Consider the following 15746-nt stretch of genomic DNA (forward strand, 5'->3'; position numbering starts at 1 on the left):
TTTAAGGAGGTATCCGTGATGAAAAATAAGCTAACTGGTGTGTTAGCCACTGCATTAGCGGTAACTATGATTCTACCAACAGGAGCGAAAGCATTTTCTGAAAGTAAGACTACTGTTGTAACTGGTGAAGAAGTAGCTAGTCAGGAACTGAAGACGATTGCAGAAGAGAAAGCGGAGCTACTTACGAAGTCCCATGGGGCAGCTAGCGTGCAGTATGCACTAATTGATAATGGAAAACTTATTTTGTCTGGTCAGGCTGGCAAGAACGATATGGAAGGGGAAAAGCCGCTAACCAAAGATACTTTATACGGGATTGGTTCAGTTAGTAAAATGTATGCAACAACGGCTGTAATGAAATTGGTCGATGAAGGAAAAGTCGATTTGGATGCTCCTGTTGTCCGCTATGTTCCTGATTTTAAGATGAAGGACGGTCGATACAAACGTATTACACCGCGTATGTTATTGAATCACTCCTCTGGATTGCAAGGTTCTACGTTAGGTAATGCATTTTTATTTAACGATAATGATACCTATGCCCATGATACCTTGTTACAGCAATTGTCAAATCAAAACTTGAAGGCGGACCCTGGTGCTTTCTCGGTATACTGTAACGATGGTTTTACGCTGGCCGAAATTTTGGTGGAAAGAGTTAGTGGTATGAGCTTTACTGAATTTCTACATCAAAACTTTACAGGGCCTTTAAAAATGAATCATACGAAAACGCCGCAGGACAAATGGAGGGATGAAAATCGGGCTGGACTATATTACCCGGCGTACCAAGGGCAACTTCCAATTGAATCGGTGAATGTTATTGGTACGGGAGGTATATCTTCCACGGCAGAAGATATGGTGCGATTCTCACAACTATTTATGGGACAGGAAAAAGGAATCCTCTCTGATAAGGTAGTTAAGGCAATGGAGCAAGAGGAATATAAAAAAGGAATGTGGCCGGGGGCTGGCGAGAATATTTTTAACTATGGTCTTGGCTGGGATAGTGTGAAACTATACCCATTCAGTGAATATGGGATCAAAGCTTTGGCTAAGGGCGGCGATACGGCATTGCAACATGCTATATTAGTCGTGCTTCCGGAACAGAAAATAGCAGCGGCTGTATTGACATCTGGTGGACGGAGCTCTACAAATCAGCTAATGGCAACTGAATTGCTGCTCGCTACGCTTAAAGAAAAAGGTACTATTAAGGAAATCAAGCCGAACAAATCCTTTGGTAAGCCGGTCAAAGTCAAAATGCCTCAAGGCGTAGCAAAGAAAGCTGGATTTTATGGTAATAGCGAAACTCATTTCAAGATTGAAATTACGAAGAACGGTGAACTATTCTTACCATCTAATCCAGAAGAAAAATATGTATATACTGCTGATGGAAGCTTTATTAATGAGGGGGGTACTTCCAAGCTCAACTTCGTAACCGAGAAGAATGGAAGAACTTATTTGAAGGAGAGCGCATATAAATCGCATCCAGGTTTAGGGCAAAGTGTGATGACCCACTATTTAGCTGAGAAACTAGAAGACAACGTGCTATCGAAGAAAACCGCTGCTGCATGGGCAAAGAGGGAAGGTATCAAGTTCTATCTTGTAAACGAGAAATTTAGTTCTATTCAATATCTCGTTCAACCGAAACTTCTTAGTACACAAATTACTCGCAAGGAAGGCCCAGCAGGTTATTGGGGGGGCAGAAAAATTACAGGTCCGAACACCGCGGTGCATCAGATCCAAGTACCCGTGATGAATGGTCGTGATACGACGGAAACGCATTTCTATACAGAAGGCGGCAATGAATATATGGAGATGGCTGGATTGTTATACGTAAGTGAATCAAATGTAAAACCAATTGATATAGGCCAATCATCCAAAGTTACGCTGGGAGCAAATGGACATGCGAAATGGTTTACAATTCCGCAAGCGGCAGCAGAGAAAAGAATGACCGTGACGTTGCCACCAAAGGGTTCGTTTGCGGTGTATGATGAGAAGGGAGTTTGTGTCAACTTTAGCATCGTGAGTGGCAATAACAAGGCGAAACTGCCGAAGAACGGAACAATCGTATTCGCTGGGGCACCGAAATCGGTATTTGCAATCTCGGTGAACTAGCTACAATTTAAGATGATCTAAACAAAACCAGTACGGCACAGAAAAGATGTATTACTGGTTTTGTTTGTATTTATGCATTATCAATGAAAAAACTTGAATAATATCACGCTCAAGCACTATAAAAACATCAAAACTAGAAAATTAGTATCTCTAGAAGATGTACAGTTTTTTGGGAGTTGAATAATTTTAACAACGTAGAGAGATTAAATTTCTACTCTTTTTCTTCAATTAATAGAAATGTATGTACATACACATTATATTTTTATTCCATAAATTTTAAAATTTTGTTCACGATAGTTTGAAATTGTAAAAAAAGAAAATATGTGGCACGACATCACTTTGTTTTTATACAGCTTTGTAATTAAACTATAATATTGTATTTTTTCTTCATTATTGAAATTAGTAATAATAAAATGTATTATTGAAAAGCACAATTTATAATTCAAGTAATCAAGCATATGTACCCATAATAATTTGAACATTCAGAAATTATAATATTGTCTAAAAACGAGGTGAGATTCATAGAAACAGTACATATTAAGTGGTATGGCATGTATAGTATAAATGACTTTTATAATAGGGAAGAAGCTTCTAAGAAGGGGATATTTGCAATCTCTAGAGTATATGCTAAGAATGTAACATTGCTTTATATAGGACAAACTAAAAGAAGCTTTATACAAAAGATAAGAGAACTTAATAAAGAGTGGGCTTTTGATGAGAGCGAATTAAAGATTACATTAGGAATAATAGAATTTCCTAGTGGTGAACTTTACTCTGAAAAGAAGGTAAAAGAGATAAAATCTCTTTTGATTTTACGACATACCCCATTAGAAAACGAAACATCTTTATTATACTATAGAGGGAAATTTAATTTTAAAATTATTAATAAGGGAAGAAGAGGTTTAATTGTTAAAAAGCTTTCTACAGGAGATCTAATGTGGACGTAATTGGAATCACCTTTGAATAAAATTGAAGGTTTCTTAAGTGCAGAAGCTTATCAATTTTTAATGTATTAAACTATTTTGAATAACATATGTCAGATGCTTGAAAAAAACAAATTTTATTATGATATAAAATCCTGTATGGAAATTGTAGTTTATTTCTATCATTTAATAAAAATATTAAGAATTATAGGGATAATGCATGAAGAGTAGAGGAGAAAGTAAACACGGAGGTTTGAAGAATGGGACAAGTAAGCAGATTTCAGGAAAAACAACAGAATCGTCGTCAAAAGGCAATTTTTAATATTGCATTTACTTTGGTATTAGTGACAGTTGGTATAGTGACATACCAATTGTTTACCCCTTCTAATACATCAACGAAAGCAATTGCTCAAGAAAAGAAAGTAACAAAGATAGAAGAGAAGAAAACTGAAGATAAAGAAACAGCAAAGATAGAAGAGAAGAAAACTGAAGATAAAGAAACAGCAAAGATAGAAGAGAAGAAAACTGAAGATAAAGAAATAGCAAAGATAGAAGAGAAGAAAACTGAAGATAAAGAAATAGCAAAGATAGAAGAAAAGAAAAGCGAAGATAAAGAAGCAGCACAGTTAGAAGGGAAACAAAAAGTAGAAAAATCGGTAAAAACGAACGGAACTGAAAATAAAGAGGAAGAAAAAACGGTATCTCAAGAAAAGGATCCTCAAACTAATCCTTCATGGAAGCCAATTGGTACAGAGCAAGGAGCAAAACCTGATATGAAATTTAAAGAAGGAACAGTAGATTGGAGTGAGATGAAAAAAGCAATCTCTTATGCTGTTGATGTTCCAGAGAGCCAATTGATTTTCGATTTTATTGGAAATAATGGTAATAATAAAGCCTACGGTAATGTACGAGATAAACAAAGTAATAAAAAATATAAGGTTAATATTGATTGGGTAGAGAATCAGGGGTGGAAACCAGCATCTGTACAAGTGGTAAAATAAATAGTAGAAATGTAATTATATGTTTAAAAGTTTACTCTTGTAAAACTCATAAAAGAGTTTGTTTCAATCAGGACTCTTTTGCTATGTTGACAGGATTAATTACTCAGGCTCAATTGTGAGATCCTGATGCAGACAAAGTTCGAAGTTTATTAAAATCTATCTAATTTAGTGCTTCGAAAGGTTCAAAATTGCATTTTTAAAGCATTAAATAATTAATGGTACCTTTTGAAATATTTTTGGTCTCATTTTATTAGAAACAATTCCGTCTATATAACTAAAAAATGTATTATGATATCTATTGAACATATGAATAGGATAACAATTACCTGCTGTTAGCAAGTTGCAGTTTATCTAATAAAAAGATCACTTGTTTCTAAGACAAGTGATCTTTTTATATACATTTCCTTTACTATTTTTAAAATTGAATAGATATTTCAATCTGTGTAATTACAATAGACTTGATTAAAATTAAAACTGCAACAAGGATAATACCGTCCATATTTGTAGTAAGAAATATATATATAATATCTTAATGTAAGGTTGGCCTATGTTCTATGAAGATACTAAAGAATTATAGGAAACATTGAGAAACGGGAATTATTTTTATTACAATATTTATGCATCTTTAGGCCTAAATAGCTGGGTATTAGCTAAGAAACTTGAGATATTAGACTCCTATTAAGTTAAAAATGACCTTAAGTGTACTTCCCATAAAGAAAATTGTGTAAATAAGCTGTCCATATGGGCAGCTTATTGTATTTTTTGGCTTAGCTTGTTTTTTTCGAAGTGCTGGCGGTTCCTCTACAAGTATTCTTGCATTTAAATTATTTTTAATATATTATATTTATATGGTTATATAGAGATTGATGTATACAAAAAAGACTCAAATCTATTAATAAGATTTAAGTCCTTTTCAAAGATAAAAAGATTGTACCGAAATGGAATACAACTTATACTTTTCTTTTTAATATGTATCTAGTAAAAAGACATTTTTTATCAATAAAATTGTATTTTCAATATAAATGGAAGTTCATTTATATTCAATGATAGGAAATAGTGGGTCTAGAACATAGAGGAACAAAGAACCATACAGAGAAATCTGAAGAACCTGAAAGCTATTGTATGTAGTTTGTTCATCTCAAGTACAATAAAAGAGTCTTACCTCTGTAGGCAAGACTCCACTAGTATCGTTGTATAATATTTACATATCAACTAAAAAACAAAAACCATATAACACCAAGTAGCAGAATCCTAATATTCCTCCTACAGCTAATACTTGTTTAAACCAACTTTTAAATTTTATATTACTGTAAATACCTTGAACTTTTTCCATATTTCCTCCTATTAAGGAGAACCCTTAAAGACTCTCACTTCGTTATGGTACCATTAAAGAATGACTAATAGAGGTTAAATATTGTCAAAATGTATAAATATGCAATATTGCATACAGAAATGTATTGTTACAAATGTAAGCGTTTACTATAATAAAGGTATAAAGTTTAATCACATCCCAGTACTAACAAAAGAGGAGGAAATAATATGGAAATCGCAATGGCAGTTTTAAAATTTATAGGTGGAGCAATCCCATTAGTTCAAGAGCTTCTAAAAGCATTTATGTAAATTCACTATTTAGCAATTATTTATAAAAATTATCATTCGTATGAGTAAAGCCCCTTTAACAATATTAGGGGGCTTTTTAAATTTCTAAATATTTAAGGTTACGTCACTTTTAGCTAGCAGAATTAATAGAGCTATTGAATTTTATAAGAAACAAGAAGCAGTTTCCTCACCACCTAAGATTATTTTCTCTGGTGGACAAGGATCAGATGAAAATATTTCTGAAGCGAAAGCTATGCAGGAGTATGCTGTGAATAATAGGATTCCTCTAGAGAATACAATAAAAGAGGACCGTTCTACTACAACATACCAAAATATGCTTTTTTCAAAGAGAATTATGGAATCATTAAAAGGAACACAGTATAATTGCATTTTTTCTACAAACAACTTCCATGTGTTTCGCGCCGGATTATACGCTAAAATAGTAGGATTAAATAGCCAAGGAATTGGCTCAAAAACAGCCTTCTATTATTGCCCAAATGCGATGATTCGAGAGTATATTGCAATCTTCGTTATGAATCGTGTACGTCACAGTATTGTAATAGCAATTATTATGGGATTCTCTATCATAGCAACCGGAGTAAATTATTTATTTTTTTAAGGATGTTGTATAACTTATATTTTGGGAGTTATCTTAGGCAAGGAGTCACCTTAGGGTGACTCCTCTTTTTTGTGTTATATGGGTTGGTTTATTTAAATGTTAGACTACAATGCAAGTGATTGTTATGATGTTGATTAAAAAGGCAGCTGTTGTAGTCGTCTTTTTATTATCTTACAAAAGTGTAATCTTCATGTCATGTTCTTGAATTTCTTCTCAAATAAAAAGGGGTTATGATAACAGCATAATAAAAAACACATGAGGTGAATGACGTGAAAAGATATATTACACTTTTTAGTATTCTAGTTGTATTTGCTACAATGTTAGTTGGTTGCGATGTGAATCGTATGGGAAAAGATGAATACTATGTTCAAATTACAACTGATGCGAAAATAAAGTCAGGGGTATCTAAAGAAGGAAATAAATACACAGAGTATAATTATGAATTACAAGGATTTGACGAAAATGGTAATGAAAAAACAGTGAAATTTAATGGATTTAAAGAGCTTCGTAAAGAAGCATTCTTACGCGTGTTCCACTCCGATAAAAAAGGTGTAACTGCTTGGGAAGAGGTGAAGAAAGACGAGCTTCCTGGGAAGGTGAAAGAAAAATTAGACGTGAAATAAATGATTTATAATGGCGAACCCACATATTCGAAGGGTTCGCTGTTTTTTTGTGGGGTAATTTTGCCCAAATCTCCGAAAAGGGAGAATAAGCTAAATTAAGTAGGTATACCACTATATCGCCATAAAGACGTTATTCTTACGGTAGAATTATAGGAAAGGATGACGTTTTTTTATGTCTAATTCTGTATCTGACGACTTACAATTATTTGCACAGGAGATTAAGAGTCTTTTATCACCAAATACCTTACAGAATCTAGCTAGAGATGTTGGATTTGGGGTACCGCCACATCGCCATCAACCTAAGATTTTGAATTATCCCCAAAACGAAAATTTCATTCTTTCATAGTTGTCCATAGAAGTTCAGTTCGTTTTTTCGTTTATGGGAAGAATGTATTTTTTAACTTGATAGCACTGTGACGATTCCCCTAAGAGACCTAAAAAAACTATGTAAAGAAGGTTTTCCAAAAGATTAGGCATAGCGCTACTCTTTTTGGAAAACCCTAATCGATAAATTCGTGTTATTATTCTTGATATTGCTGTTGAACCGCCTCTGGTAGTTCCTCAAAGATTATTCTTTTAAAATGTTAATAATACTTCATTAAATTCTTTTGTAGGAGTTGCGTTTAATCCATGAGGACAACTTGTATTAGAGCAAGTTTACTATCAGGAATGGAATCATATGTGCGTTTCCACTTAACTCAAAAGGTACAGTTGCATCAGAGTCACCGTGAATTATAAGATTTAATATAAATATAAAATTTACCAATATATATAAACCAGTATTATAGTTTGATACTAATTTATTTGATTCTTTTATTTATGTGCTTGTTAATTTAGCATAGATGATAAAAAATAAGGTTAATTGTCCTATTATCACAATATTCGGCACTACTATAATTAAATTAATAACAAAAAAGACTGCTAAAATTCCTAAAAACAAGCACAAATGATAAATGTTCAAGCGGTGTTGTTCAAACCTGTATTGATGAAAAACAATTGTAGTTGACAGGAAATAGAGCAATACAGAACCAAAAACAAAATATAAGATAAAAGAATAATAGACCTCATGTAAAAATAATAATCTAATGGATGCTGCAACCATACTCAAAGACATTAAAATAAATAGATGACCGTAAATAATAATTTGACCAGAAGTTTGTCTAGACTTGTCGAGTTTCTTCTCCATGTTATCGAAATATTGCCACCACATCGAAATAATGAGGATAAATGAAATGATCGCAAAGCTTATTGAATCCCAATTTCCTTGTTTAGGTTGAATGACCACAAGAGTGCTTACAAGAGCTTCCCCAAAGAGAATAATGGAAAATAGACCAAATCTCTCTAACAAGTGGGCTGTATTTGTAGGAACCTTTTCTAAATACTTCCTTCCAAGCAGTGGGACAATAATATCGATAAGAATCCCAAAATATAACACAGCATATCGAATCCAAGAATCAAAAAAGACGGATAATAATGAAATAACGATTCCAATCCAAAAATATCTTCCTAAAAAGAGTGCTGCTTTTTTTCGAGCTCCCTCTTCTATACGCTGGACAACAAGATATTGAATTGCAGTCACGACCCTTAAGCCAATATAGCCAATTAAAAAAGAAAGATAATAAGGATCAAAATCAGATGATAAGCTTGATGTCATTATTAGGACAAAAAACATTTGCAGGATCAAAAAAATTCTTTGATGAAATAAATCTTTTCCAAACCGGTTAACAAAGATGGTTTGCCCTACCCAAGCCCACCAGATCGGAATAAAAATTAAGACAAATTTTACTAAATACTCTGCATGGATTTGACCATCTTCAACATGAAGTAAAACATGAGTCGCAGCCGTCACTGCCGCCACAAATAACAAATCATAAAAGAGTTCTAACCACGTCACTTTCTTTTCTTCCATTTCGGTACTCCCTCCTTATAGTTAATAGTATGCTAAAAAGATATAGTAATTAGAAGAGAAAATAATATAGACATAAACCATTTTTCCTCATTATTGTATTCAACATAATCCCCTGGAACGTCAGTGTTACATTTTATATAGTTGGCTACCTTTAAAATTTTAATATTAAAATACAATACTTTTAGACCGTTTAGTTTTTCTCCTATGTCATCCGCTACGATTTTATCTCCACCATATAGGGGACACCCTATATTCCCATCAACTTAAGAAATTTTAATACCTTTAAGTACAAAAAAACGTTATCATTTCTAAACAGGATAGATTAGAAATGATAACGTATGGATGATACTAGCTTATATTAGTCTTTCTGGTGCTGTGATGGTATATCATACTAATTAATAAAATGAAAGAATGTAGCAATAATAATTCTAGAATTTTTTATCATAAAGATGTAGCAACTATAGAACGCTTAGTAACAGCTATGAAAAAGAAGAACGTAAAGCTAGAACAGGCTATAAATCGAGCAATGTCAAGTTTTGAAGAAAATGAGATAGCAACTGTTGCTACAGATAGTGTAGCGGATACAGAACACGAACTTCATCACATGAGGGTAATCCGAAATCGGTACTTGAGTTAATCGTCAGCTGAGGTCTTTGGAATTGAACCGACGGGTAACTTTAACAAAATAAGGAGTACAATTAAACAGCCTAAAATATGCAAGTTTTTATGCGAAACTGCTTGCGTATTTTGGCTATTTTTGCATTCGTAAAAGTGCTATAAGTAAACAGCGTTTTTAAATTGCCAAATACCCCCATGAGATCAATGGGACTTATATTCCACTTCTTTATTAGGATTATATTAAGAAGTGGAAATAGTATAAGTACCCAAAAAACGATAATAAAAACTGTATTCATCAGTTTCTACTCCTTATGTGGATCATAAAGTTATTATCCCGTTTATTGTGGGCTGACTAAAGTTTCACTTTATCTCTCCGTCTCAAAAAACTCAATCCACTCTCCATCAGGGCCAGCGAAGAATATGTAACGTGTTCCATCTGGTAATGTTTCGATTTCTTCTCCTAGTAAAAAGGTTACGCCGTGTTTTTGTATTCTTTCAATTTCATCCTCTAATGAATCTACCTTAAAGCAAATATGATGTACTTTTCCTTCTGCCGGAAGAGAAGAGTTATAACCTTCAATGAGTTCGAGTATCGTTTCTTTCGATTCTTCCACACCTAAAAAAGCGAGTTTTAAGTCTGGGTTCGGGTGCCCCATACGTTTAAGGAGCTGTAAGCCGACTACTTCTTCATAAAATGAGATAGATGCTTCTAAGTTTGCAACCATAAGTCCAACGTGTTCTATTCTTCTAACTGGCATGTAGATTCCTTCTTTCTGAAAATTATATACAATATATTATTGAAAATTAAGAAAATAAGCAAGATAAAAACCTTACAAATTTTAGCGTGTTATATGGTATAGTGAGAAAGTATGTTTGGGGAGAAGGAAGGAGATTATACGATGAATACAACTACTCAAACTCCTTCATTATCGGAAACGATGAAAGAGTGGCATTATGCATTAGCATATGAAATTAAACATTGGAAAACGATAGGTGGTAGTAAAATTTCTATCATGAATGGTCGTTTTTTATATACAGATTATGAAAGTACAGTATACGTATTTCAGCTTATTTCGGAAGTAAGCTTACCTGAAGGTTCACCGATTCGAATTGAGTTCGATGGTGAGGAAGCGACAGGAGAAGTATTATCTGTACATGGATTAGAAATAGAACTGAAATTAAATGATTATATACAAGGTGAAATAAGAGAAGCGGTTTTATACAGTGAACCGTGGCAACTTTTAGAGCAACTGCAAGAGCGATTGAAAGAAGCACGTAAAGATAAGCTGAAACGTAATCGTATAAAGCGTCTTGTTGATGGGACGAGCAGCCCGAAACATATTGAGAAGATGAAAAATCCAAAAAATGAACTGGCATATCGCGCGTTTTATAATCCGACAACGTACGTATGGGGACCGCCGGGAACAGGGAAGTCTTACAATTTATCACGTATTATTTCGGCCCATTATCAAAAAGGAAAATCGGTACTTGTGTTAGCTCATAGTAACGCGGCAGTAGACGTATTAATGAGTGAAGTAACGAAGCAAATTGAGAAGAAAAAGAAATGGACGCCTGGCGAAATTGTTCGTTACGGTTATAGTCAACATGAACATATACGAAATCATGAAACGTTACTTGCATCTAAGTTAGTTGAAACGACGAACGGATCATGGGGTGAGGAAAGACTCTACTTGGAAGAAACACGCCAAGAGCTTCGTGAAAAAATCTTATCGTATAAGGCAACGTCCTCTGATAAGAAGCGTATGCAGGAGATTGAAAGTGATCTTCGAAAGCAAAAGGCTAAAATTAAAGAAGTAGAAAAAGAATATATTGAAAATGCGAAAGTAATCGGCGCAACTTTATCGAAATGTGCCATTGATGCGCTAATTTATGAGCGTACATTTGATTTAGTTGTCGTAGATGAGGTGAGTATGGCGTTCGTTCCGCAAATTGCATTAGCTGCTTCACTTGGAAAACGTATCGTCGTTTGCGGTGACTTTTTACAGTTACCTCCAATTGCGATGGCAAATCATGAACTCGTTCGCAAATGGCTTGGGGAAGATATGTTTTACCATGCTGGGATTGTTGAGTCTGTTAATAAATCAGAAGCACACCCAAACCTATTTATGTTGCAGGAACAAAGACGTATGCATGCGGATATATCGAAGTTTACGAATTCGTTTATTTATAAAAATAGAGTATACGATCATCCGTCTGTTTCAGAGCGTAAAGAACTTGCGCAATTGCAGCCGTTTGCAAATGAAGCGAGTGTTTTATTTGATACGAGCCAAATGGGAGCTTTTTCGTTAAAAGATGCTGCTTCTGGTTCACGTTTTAACATTATGTCTGGTTTAGTAGCAATGCAAATGATGTTAATCGGATTGTTAGACGGTGTTCAATCAATTGGTATTGTGACACCTTACAGGGCGCAGTCACGCTTTTTATCGACGTGTATTAGAGAAATGTTGCAGAGAACGAAATATCAAAACATACCAGTTTTAGCGGCGACAGTTCATAAGTTCCAAGGTTCTGAAAGAGATATGATGATCTTTGATACGGTTGACAGTTATCCGCAAGAACGACCTGGCGTATTATTCTTTGACCATAAAAACCATCGCCTCGTCAATGTAGCAGTGACAAGGGCGAGAGGGAAGTTCATTCAATTATCAGATTGCCATTATATGCGTAAAAACCTTTCGAGAAAACAAGCGTTATCACAATTAACAGCTCATATAGAACGTCACGGAGATGTGTATGATCGCACGACATCAAGACAATTGTGGGAACGAAAAATATCGAAACGTTTACGCTGGTTTATGGAAATGAATCTTGAGGAAACGAAAGGGCTATTAAAAGATATTTTAGCAGCAAAACGAAAAATTATTATTTCACTTCCAAGTACAAAACAAGTGGATAAGCGAGTATGGCAAGCGTTAATGCGTACAAATGCGCAAATAACAGTGTATAGTGACGGACCAGTTCCACTGAAAAATGTAAAGTTACAAAGACAAAATAAAGCATTCCCGTTCCTAGTAATCGATGATGAAATCTTCTGGGCAGGCGCACCGCTTACATCTCAAATGATGTTTGAAGGTAGTACGGAATTTCCGTACGTATGTGCAAGACTGCAAGCACCTGAGACAATTGGTGTATTAAAAGGATTTTTAGATATTCGGTAAATTCGGATAGGAATTCCTTGACTTTTACTTGGAATGAACTTAGAATAAAAAATAATTTAATATAATTTTATGAAAATTCTTATCACGAGAGGTGGAGGGACTGGCCCTATGATACCTCGGCAGCGGATTCGTTATGAATACTGTGCCAATTCCAGCAAGGTAACTTGAAAGATAAGAAAGAAGCTCATTTTGACTGTATATACAGAAGCCTCTTTCTATCTTTTAGAAAGAGGCTTTTTTACGTGAAAATAAAAGGAGGAAGAAAAATGGGAGCGACAGGAGTAGCGTCACAAAGAAAAACAATTGAAGAGAGTATCGAAAGAAATAAGGAAAAGTACATAGAAACAAGTCATGATATTCATGCGAATCCGGAGATTGGAAACCAAGAGTTTTACGCATCAAGAACGTTAAGTTTATTACTAGGTAGTGCGGGGTTTCAGTTGCAGCACAATATAGCTGGACATGAAACGGGATTTATCGCGCGAAAAAGCTCTGGAAAACAAGGACCGGCAATTGCATTTTTAGCGGAGTACGACGCTTTACCAGGACTCGGTCATGCGTGTGGTCACAATTTAATCGGCACAATTAGTGTTGCAGCAGCAATTGCATTATCAGAAACACTTGAAGAAATTGGCGGAGAAGTTGTCGTGTTTGGTACGCCAGCAGAAGAAGGCGGGCCAAATGGTAGCGCGAAATCAAGTTATGTAAAGGCAGGTTTATTTAAAGACATTGATGCGGCGCTTATGATTCATCCGAGCGGAAAAACAGCGACAACGAGTCCTTCACTAGCAGTCGATCCACTTGATTTTCATTTTTACGGAAAAACAGCTCACGCTGCAGCTTCGCCAGAAGAAGGGATTAACGCATTAGATGCGGTTATTCAGCTCTATAACGGTATTAATGCACTTCGCCAACAACTTCCGTCAGACGTGAGAATTCATGGCGTCATTACAGAAGGAGGAAAAGCACCTAACATTATTCCTGACTACGCTGCAGCAAGGTTCTTCATCCGTGCAGCAACGCGAAAAAGATGTGCAGAAGTAACAGAAAAAGTAAAAAATATTGCTGAGGGAGCATCGTTAGCAACAGGTGCAAAAGTAAAAATCCATCAATTCCAAAATGAAATCGATGAATTACTCGTAACAAAAACATATAACGATATCGTAGCGGAAGAACTAGAACTATTAGGTGAAGATGTAAATCGTAAAGAAAGAGTAGGAATCGGTTCAACCGACGCAGGAAACGTAAGTCAAGTCGTACCGACAATTCATCCGTACATTAAAATCGGACCAGATGATTTAATTGCACATACGAATGAATTTAGAGAAGCAGCACGTTCAGAACTTGGAGATAAAGCATTAATTACATCGGCAAAAGCATTAGCAAATACGGCGTATCGATTAATTACGGAAGAAGGGTTGTTAGAGAAGGTGAAGGAGGAGTTTAGAGAGGCGCAGAGGAATCAAGGGTAAGGGGATTAAGGTACTTTTTTCGAATAGCAATCTAAATAATAAGTAGAGATATAAAAAAGAACATTGAAAATCAATGTTCTTTTTTGTTACTAATCATTAATTTTGTTGGATTTTCTCATAAAGGAAAAGCTTTTACTGTTAGCGGAGGATAATACGTATCCTTTATTAGAATGACAATTTCTCCTCAAACTCACTCTTTAAAACAATTAAAGGAGATGACAAGCCAAATTGCATTAAAGAGTCTAAAAATGTAGCGAGAGAATCCATCGAATCGCTCATGACCTTCATCATATAATTAAATTCCCCACTAATTCGGTATAAATCCGTTACTTCAGGAGCGGCATTACAATATTGAATAAAATCAGTACATTGGCTCGTTTTAAACATGATGAATGCTTGAATGTTTTTATTAATTTTTGCAGGCTCAAATTTCGTTCGATAAGCCGCTATAACTCCTTGATCTTCAAGCTTGTTAATACGTTCTTTTACAGCAGGCTGCGTCATGGATATAATTCGTCCTATTTCTGAAACAGAAATTCTCGCATTTTCATACAACAAGTTCATAATTTTATGATCGATTTCATCCAGTTTTACGGCGTTTTGCATTGTGTAGCCTCCTTATTTTTGTTTTATAAAGTAAATTACGAATTATAACTATAATATCATAAGCGAATGGACTAAATTACCTATAAATCTATATTTAAAATGATTGGTGTTTACATGAAAATATAAGTATAGGTTTTTATCAAACGGAAATTTAGGAGGGATGGAAAAAATGAAGAATCTTGATGGGAAAGTAGCGTTAGTAACAGGAGCGAGTCGCGGAATTGGCCGTGCGATTGCGATGAGATTGGCGAAAGATGGAGCATTAGTTGCGATTCACTACGGCCGAAATAAAACAGCTGCAGATGAAACGATTAGTGAGATTGAATCTAATGGAGGAAAAGCGTTCTTAATTGAAGCTGAACTCAATTCAATTGATGGTGTCAAAAAGCTAGTAAAACAGTTAAAGAATGAATTACAAATAAAAGTTGGTACATCAGAGATTGATATTTTAGTAAACAATGCAGGGATAGGTACACAAGGAACGATTGAAAATACGACAGAAGAAGTTTTTGATGAAATTATGTCTGTAAATATTAAGGCACCGTTCTTCTTAATTCAGCAAACATTGCCGTTACTACGAGCAGAGGGGCGTATTATTAACATTTCATCAGCTGAAGTACGACTTGGTTTTACAGGCTCAATTGCATACGGCTTAAGTAAAGGTGCATTAAATACGATGACACTTCCTCTAGCTAAACATCTCGGAGAAAGAGGTATAACAGTGAATACAATTATGCCTGGATATACGAAGACAGATATTAATGCAAAATTGCTAGATGATCCGGAAATACGAAGTTTTGCTACGAATTCATCTGTGTTCGGGCGAATAGGGCAAGTTGAAGATATTGCAGATGCAGTAGCATTCCTTGCTTCTTCTGATAGCCGCTGGGTAACTGGGCAGATTTTAGATGTTTCTGGAGGGTTTTGCTTATAGGGGCACTACTCCATACTCATCAAGCTAATCAAGTAAATTACTAGTTATGAAACGATCCTTGTTTCATAACTAGTAATCTATAGAAAGGTAGGGATGATAAAGAAGTCTATTAAAACGTGATTTTTTCGCTAGGAAATTTGAATAAAGGGGCTATTTTTCA

At 34.9% G+C, this 15746-nt stretch carries 11 protein-coding genes, 3 pseudogenes and 1 riboswitch; of the genes and pseudogenes, 10 read left to right on the forward strand and 4 right to left on the reverse strand.

Annotation, left to right across the window (positions count from 1 at the left end; genetic code table 11):
* Positions 1–18 precede the first annotated feature (18 nt).
* From ACTFSL_RS08625 to ACTFSL_RS08635, 3 genes are all read left to right on the forward strand, one after another.
* Positions 19–2103, forward strand: a complete 2085-nt coding sequence (locus tag ACTFSL_RS08625; protein ID WP_440041511.1) for a serine hydrolase domain-containing protein — start codon at positions 19–21, stop codon at positions 2101–2103.
* Positions 2104–2615: 512 nt separating this feature from the next.
* Positions 2616–3050 carry a hypothetical protein gene (locus ACTFSL_RS08630; RefSeq protein ID WP_002164503.1) on the forward strand — a complete coding sequence of 145 codons (435 nt, stop codon included), beginning with the start codon at positions 2616–2618 and terminating at the stop codon, positions 3048–3050.
* A gap of 236 nt (positions 3051–3286) precedes the next feature.
* Positions 3287–4027 carry a YrrS family protein gene (locus ACTFSL_RS08635; protein WP_135277902.1) on the forward strand — a complete coding sequence of 247 codons (741 nt, stop codon included), beginning with the start codon at positions 3287–3289 and terminating at the stop codon, positions 4025–4027.
* A gap of 1201 nt (positions 4028–5228) precedes the next feature.
* Here the strand turns inward: ACTFSL_RS08635 and ACTFSL_RS08640 are convergent.
* Positions 5229–5360: a hypothetical protein gene (locus tag ACTFSL_RS08640; RefSeq protein WP_000416933.1), complete on the reverse strand. Its 132-nt coding sequence runs from the start codon at positions 5358–5360 to the stop codon at positions 5229–5231.
* Between the two features lie 99 nt (positions 5361–5459).
* Between ACTFSL_RS08640 and ACTFSL_RS08645 the strand changes: the two are divergent.
* The 3 genes and pseudogenes from ACTFSL_RS08645 (at position 5460) to ACTFSL_RS08655 (ending at position 6868) form a co-directional block, all read left to right on the forward strand.
* A pseudogene (locus tag ACTFSL_RS08645) lies at positions 5460–5647 on the forward strand (hypothetical protein).
* 94 nt (positions 5648–5741) lie between these two features.
* Positions 5742–6245 (forward strand): annotated as a pseudogene (locus tag ACTFSL_RS08650) (YdcF family protein); the annotation flags it as partial.
* 269 nt (positions 6246–6514) lie between these two features.
* On the forward strand, positions 6515–6868 hold the full coding sequence (locus ACTFSL_RS08655; protein ID WP_000833211.1) for a YxeA family protein: 354 nt from the start codon (positions 6515–6517) through the stop codon (positions 6866–6868).
* A gap of 817 nt (positions 6869–7685) precedes the next feature.
* On the opposite strand, the gene ACTFSL_RS08660 is transcribed toward ACTFSL_RS08655, so the two are convergent.
* Complete coding sequence (locus ACTFSL_RS08660) at positions 7686–8777, reverse strand: low temperature requirement protein A (RefSeq protein ID WP_088339069.1); 1092 nt, start codon at positions 8775–8777, stop codon at positions 7686–7688.
* Positions 8778–9186: 409 nt separating this feature from the next.
* Here ACTFSL_RS08660 and ACTFSL_RS08665 point away from each other — a divergent pair.
* Positions 9187–9369: pseudogene (locus tag ACTFSL_RS08665) on the forward strand (hypothetical protein); the annotation flags it as partial.
* A gap of 391 nt (positions 9370–9760) precedes the next feature.
* Here ACTFSL_RS08665 and ACTFSL_RS08670 read toward each other — a convergent pair.
* Positions 9761–10153, reverse strand: a complete 393-nt coding sequence (locus ACTFSL_RS08670) for a VOC family protein (RefSeq protein WP_001145268.1) — start codon at positions 10151–10153, stop codon at positions 9761–9763.
* A gap of 111 nt (positions 10154–10264) precedes the next feature.
* On the opposite strand from ACTFSL_RS08670, the gene ACTFSL_RS08675 reads away from it, so the two are divergent.
* Both ACTFSL_RS08675 and ACTFSL_RS08680 read left to right on the forward strand, forming a co-directional pair.
* The gene (locus ACTFSL_RS08675) at positions 10265–12574 is read left to right on the forward strand and encodes an AAA domain-containing protein (protein ID WP_002041447.1); all 2310 of its coding nucleotides are present in this window, start codon (positions 10265–10267) and stop codon (positions 12572–12574) included.
* 76 nt (positions 12575–12650) lie between these two features.
* Positions 12651–12752: riboswitch (SAM riboswitch) on the forward strand.
* Positions 12753–12840: 88 nt separating this feature from the next.
* Positions 12841–14046 carry a M20 family metallopeptidase gene (locus tag ACTFSL_RS08680; protein WP_088339074.1) on the forward strand — a complete coding sequence of 402 codons (1206 nt, stop codon included), beginning with the start codon at positions 12841–12843 and terminating at the stop codon, positions 14044–14046.
* A gap of 165 nt (positions 14047–14211) precedes the next feature.
* Here the strand turns inward: ACTFSL_RS08680 and ACTFSL_RS08685 are convergent, their stop codons facing one another.
* On the reverse strand, positions 14212–14652 hold the full coding sequence (locus tag ACTFSL_RS08685) for an Lrp/AsnC family transcriptional regulator (protein ID WP_006918188.1): 441 nt from the start codon (positions 14650–14652) through the stop codon (positions 14212–14214).
* A gap of 169 nt (positions 14653–14821) precedes the next feature.
* Here ACTFSL_RS08685 and ACTFSL_RS08690 point away from each other — a divergent pair, with 169 nt between their 5' ends.
* Positions 14822–15586, forward strand: coding sequence for an SDR family oxidoreductase (locus ACTFSL_RS08690; RefSeq protein ID WP_135277768.1), 765 nt, complete (start codon positions 14822–14824; stop codon positions 15584–15586).
* The last annotated feature ends 160 nt before the right edge of the window (positions 15587–15746 follow it).

It is taken from the genome of Bacillus cereus group sp. MYBK108-1 (assembly GCF_051917185.1).
Taxonomy (GTDB): Bacteria; Bacillota; Bacilli; order Bacillales; family Bacillaceae_G; genus Bacillus_A; species Bacillus_A cereus.

Bases quoted from the DNA above. Each gene is read 5' to 3' on its own strand.
- ACTFSL_RS08640 (WP_000416933.1), bottom strand. From the start codon at position 5,360: ATGGAAAAAGTTCAAGGTATTTACAGTAATATAAAATTTAAAAGTTGG.
- ACTFSL_RS08660 (WP_088339069.1), bottom strand. From the start codon at position 8,777: ATGGAAGAAAAGAAAGTGACGTGGTTAGAACTCTTTTATGATTTGTTA.
- ACTFSL_RS08625 (WP_440041511.1), top strand. From the start codon at position 19: ATGAAAAATAAGCTAACTGGTGTGTTAGCCACTGCATTAGCGGTAACT.
- ACTFSL_RS08675 (WP_002041447.1), top strand. From the start codon at position 10,265: ATGTTTGGGGAGAAGGAAGGAGATTATACGATGAATACAACTACTCAA.
- ACTFSL_RS08635 (WP_135277902.1), top strand. From the start codon at position 3,287: ATGGGACAAGTAAGCAGATTTCAGGAAAAACAACAGAATCGTCGTCAA.
- ACTFSL_RS08685 (WP_006918188.1), bottom strand. From the start codon at position 14,652: ATGCAAAACGCCGTAAAACTGGATGAAATCGATCATAAAATTATGAAC.
- ACTFSL_RS08690 (WP_135277768.1), top strand. From the start codon at position 14,822: ATGAAGAATCTTGATGGGAAAGTAGCGTTAGTAACAGGAGCGAGTCGC.
- ACTFSL_RS08670 (WP_001145268.1), bottom strand. From the start codon at position 10,153: ATGCCAGTTAGAAGAATAGAACACGTTGGACTTATGGTTGCAAACTTA.
- ACTFSL_RS08680 (WP_088339074.1), top strand. From the start codon at position 12,841: ATGGGAGCGACAGGAGTAGCGTCACAAAGAAAAACAATTGAAGAGAGT.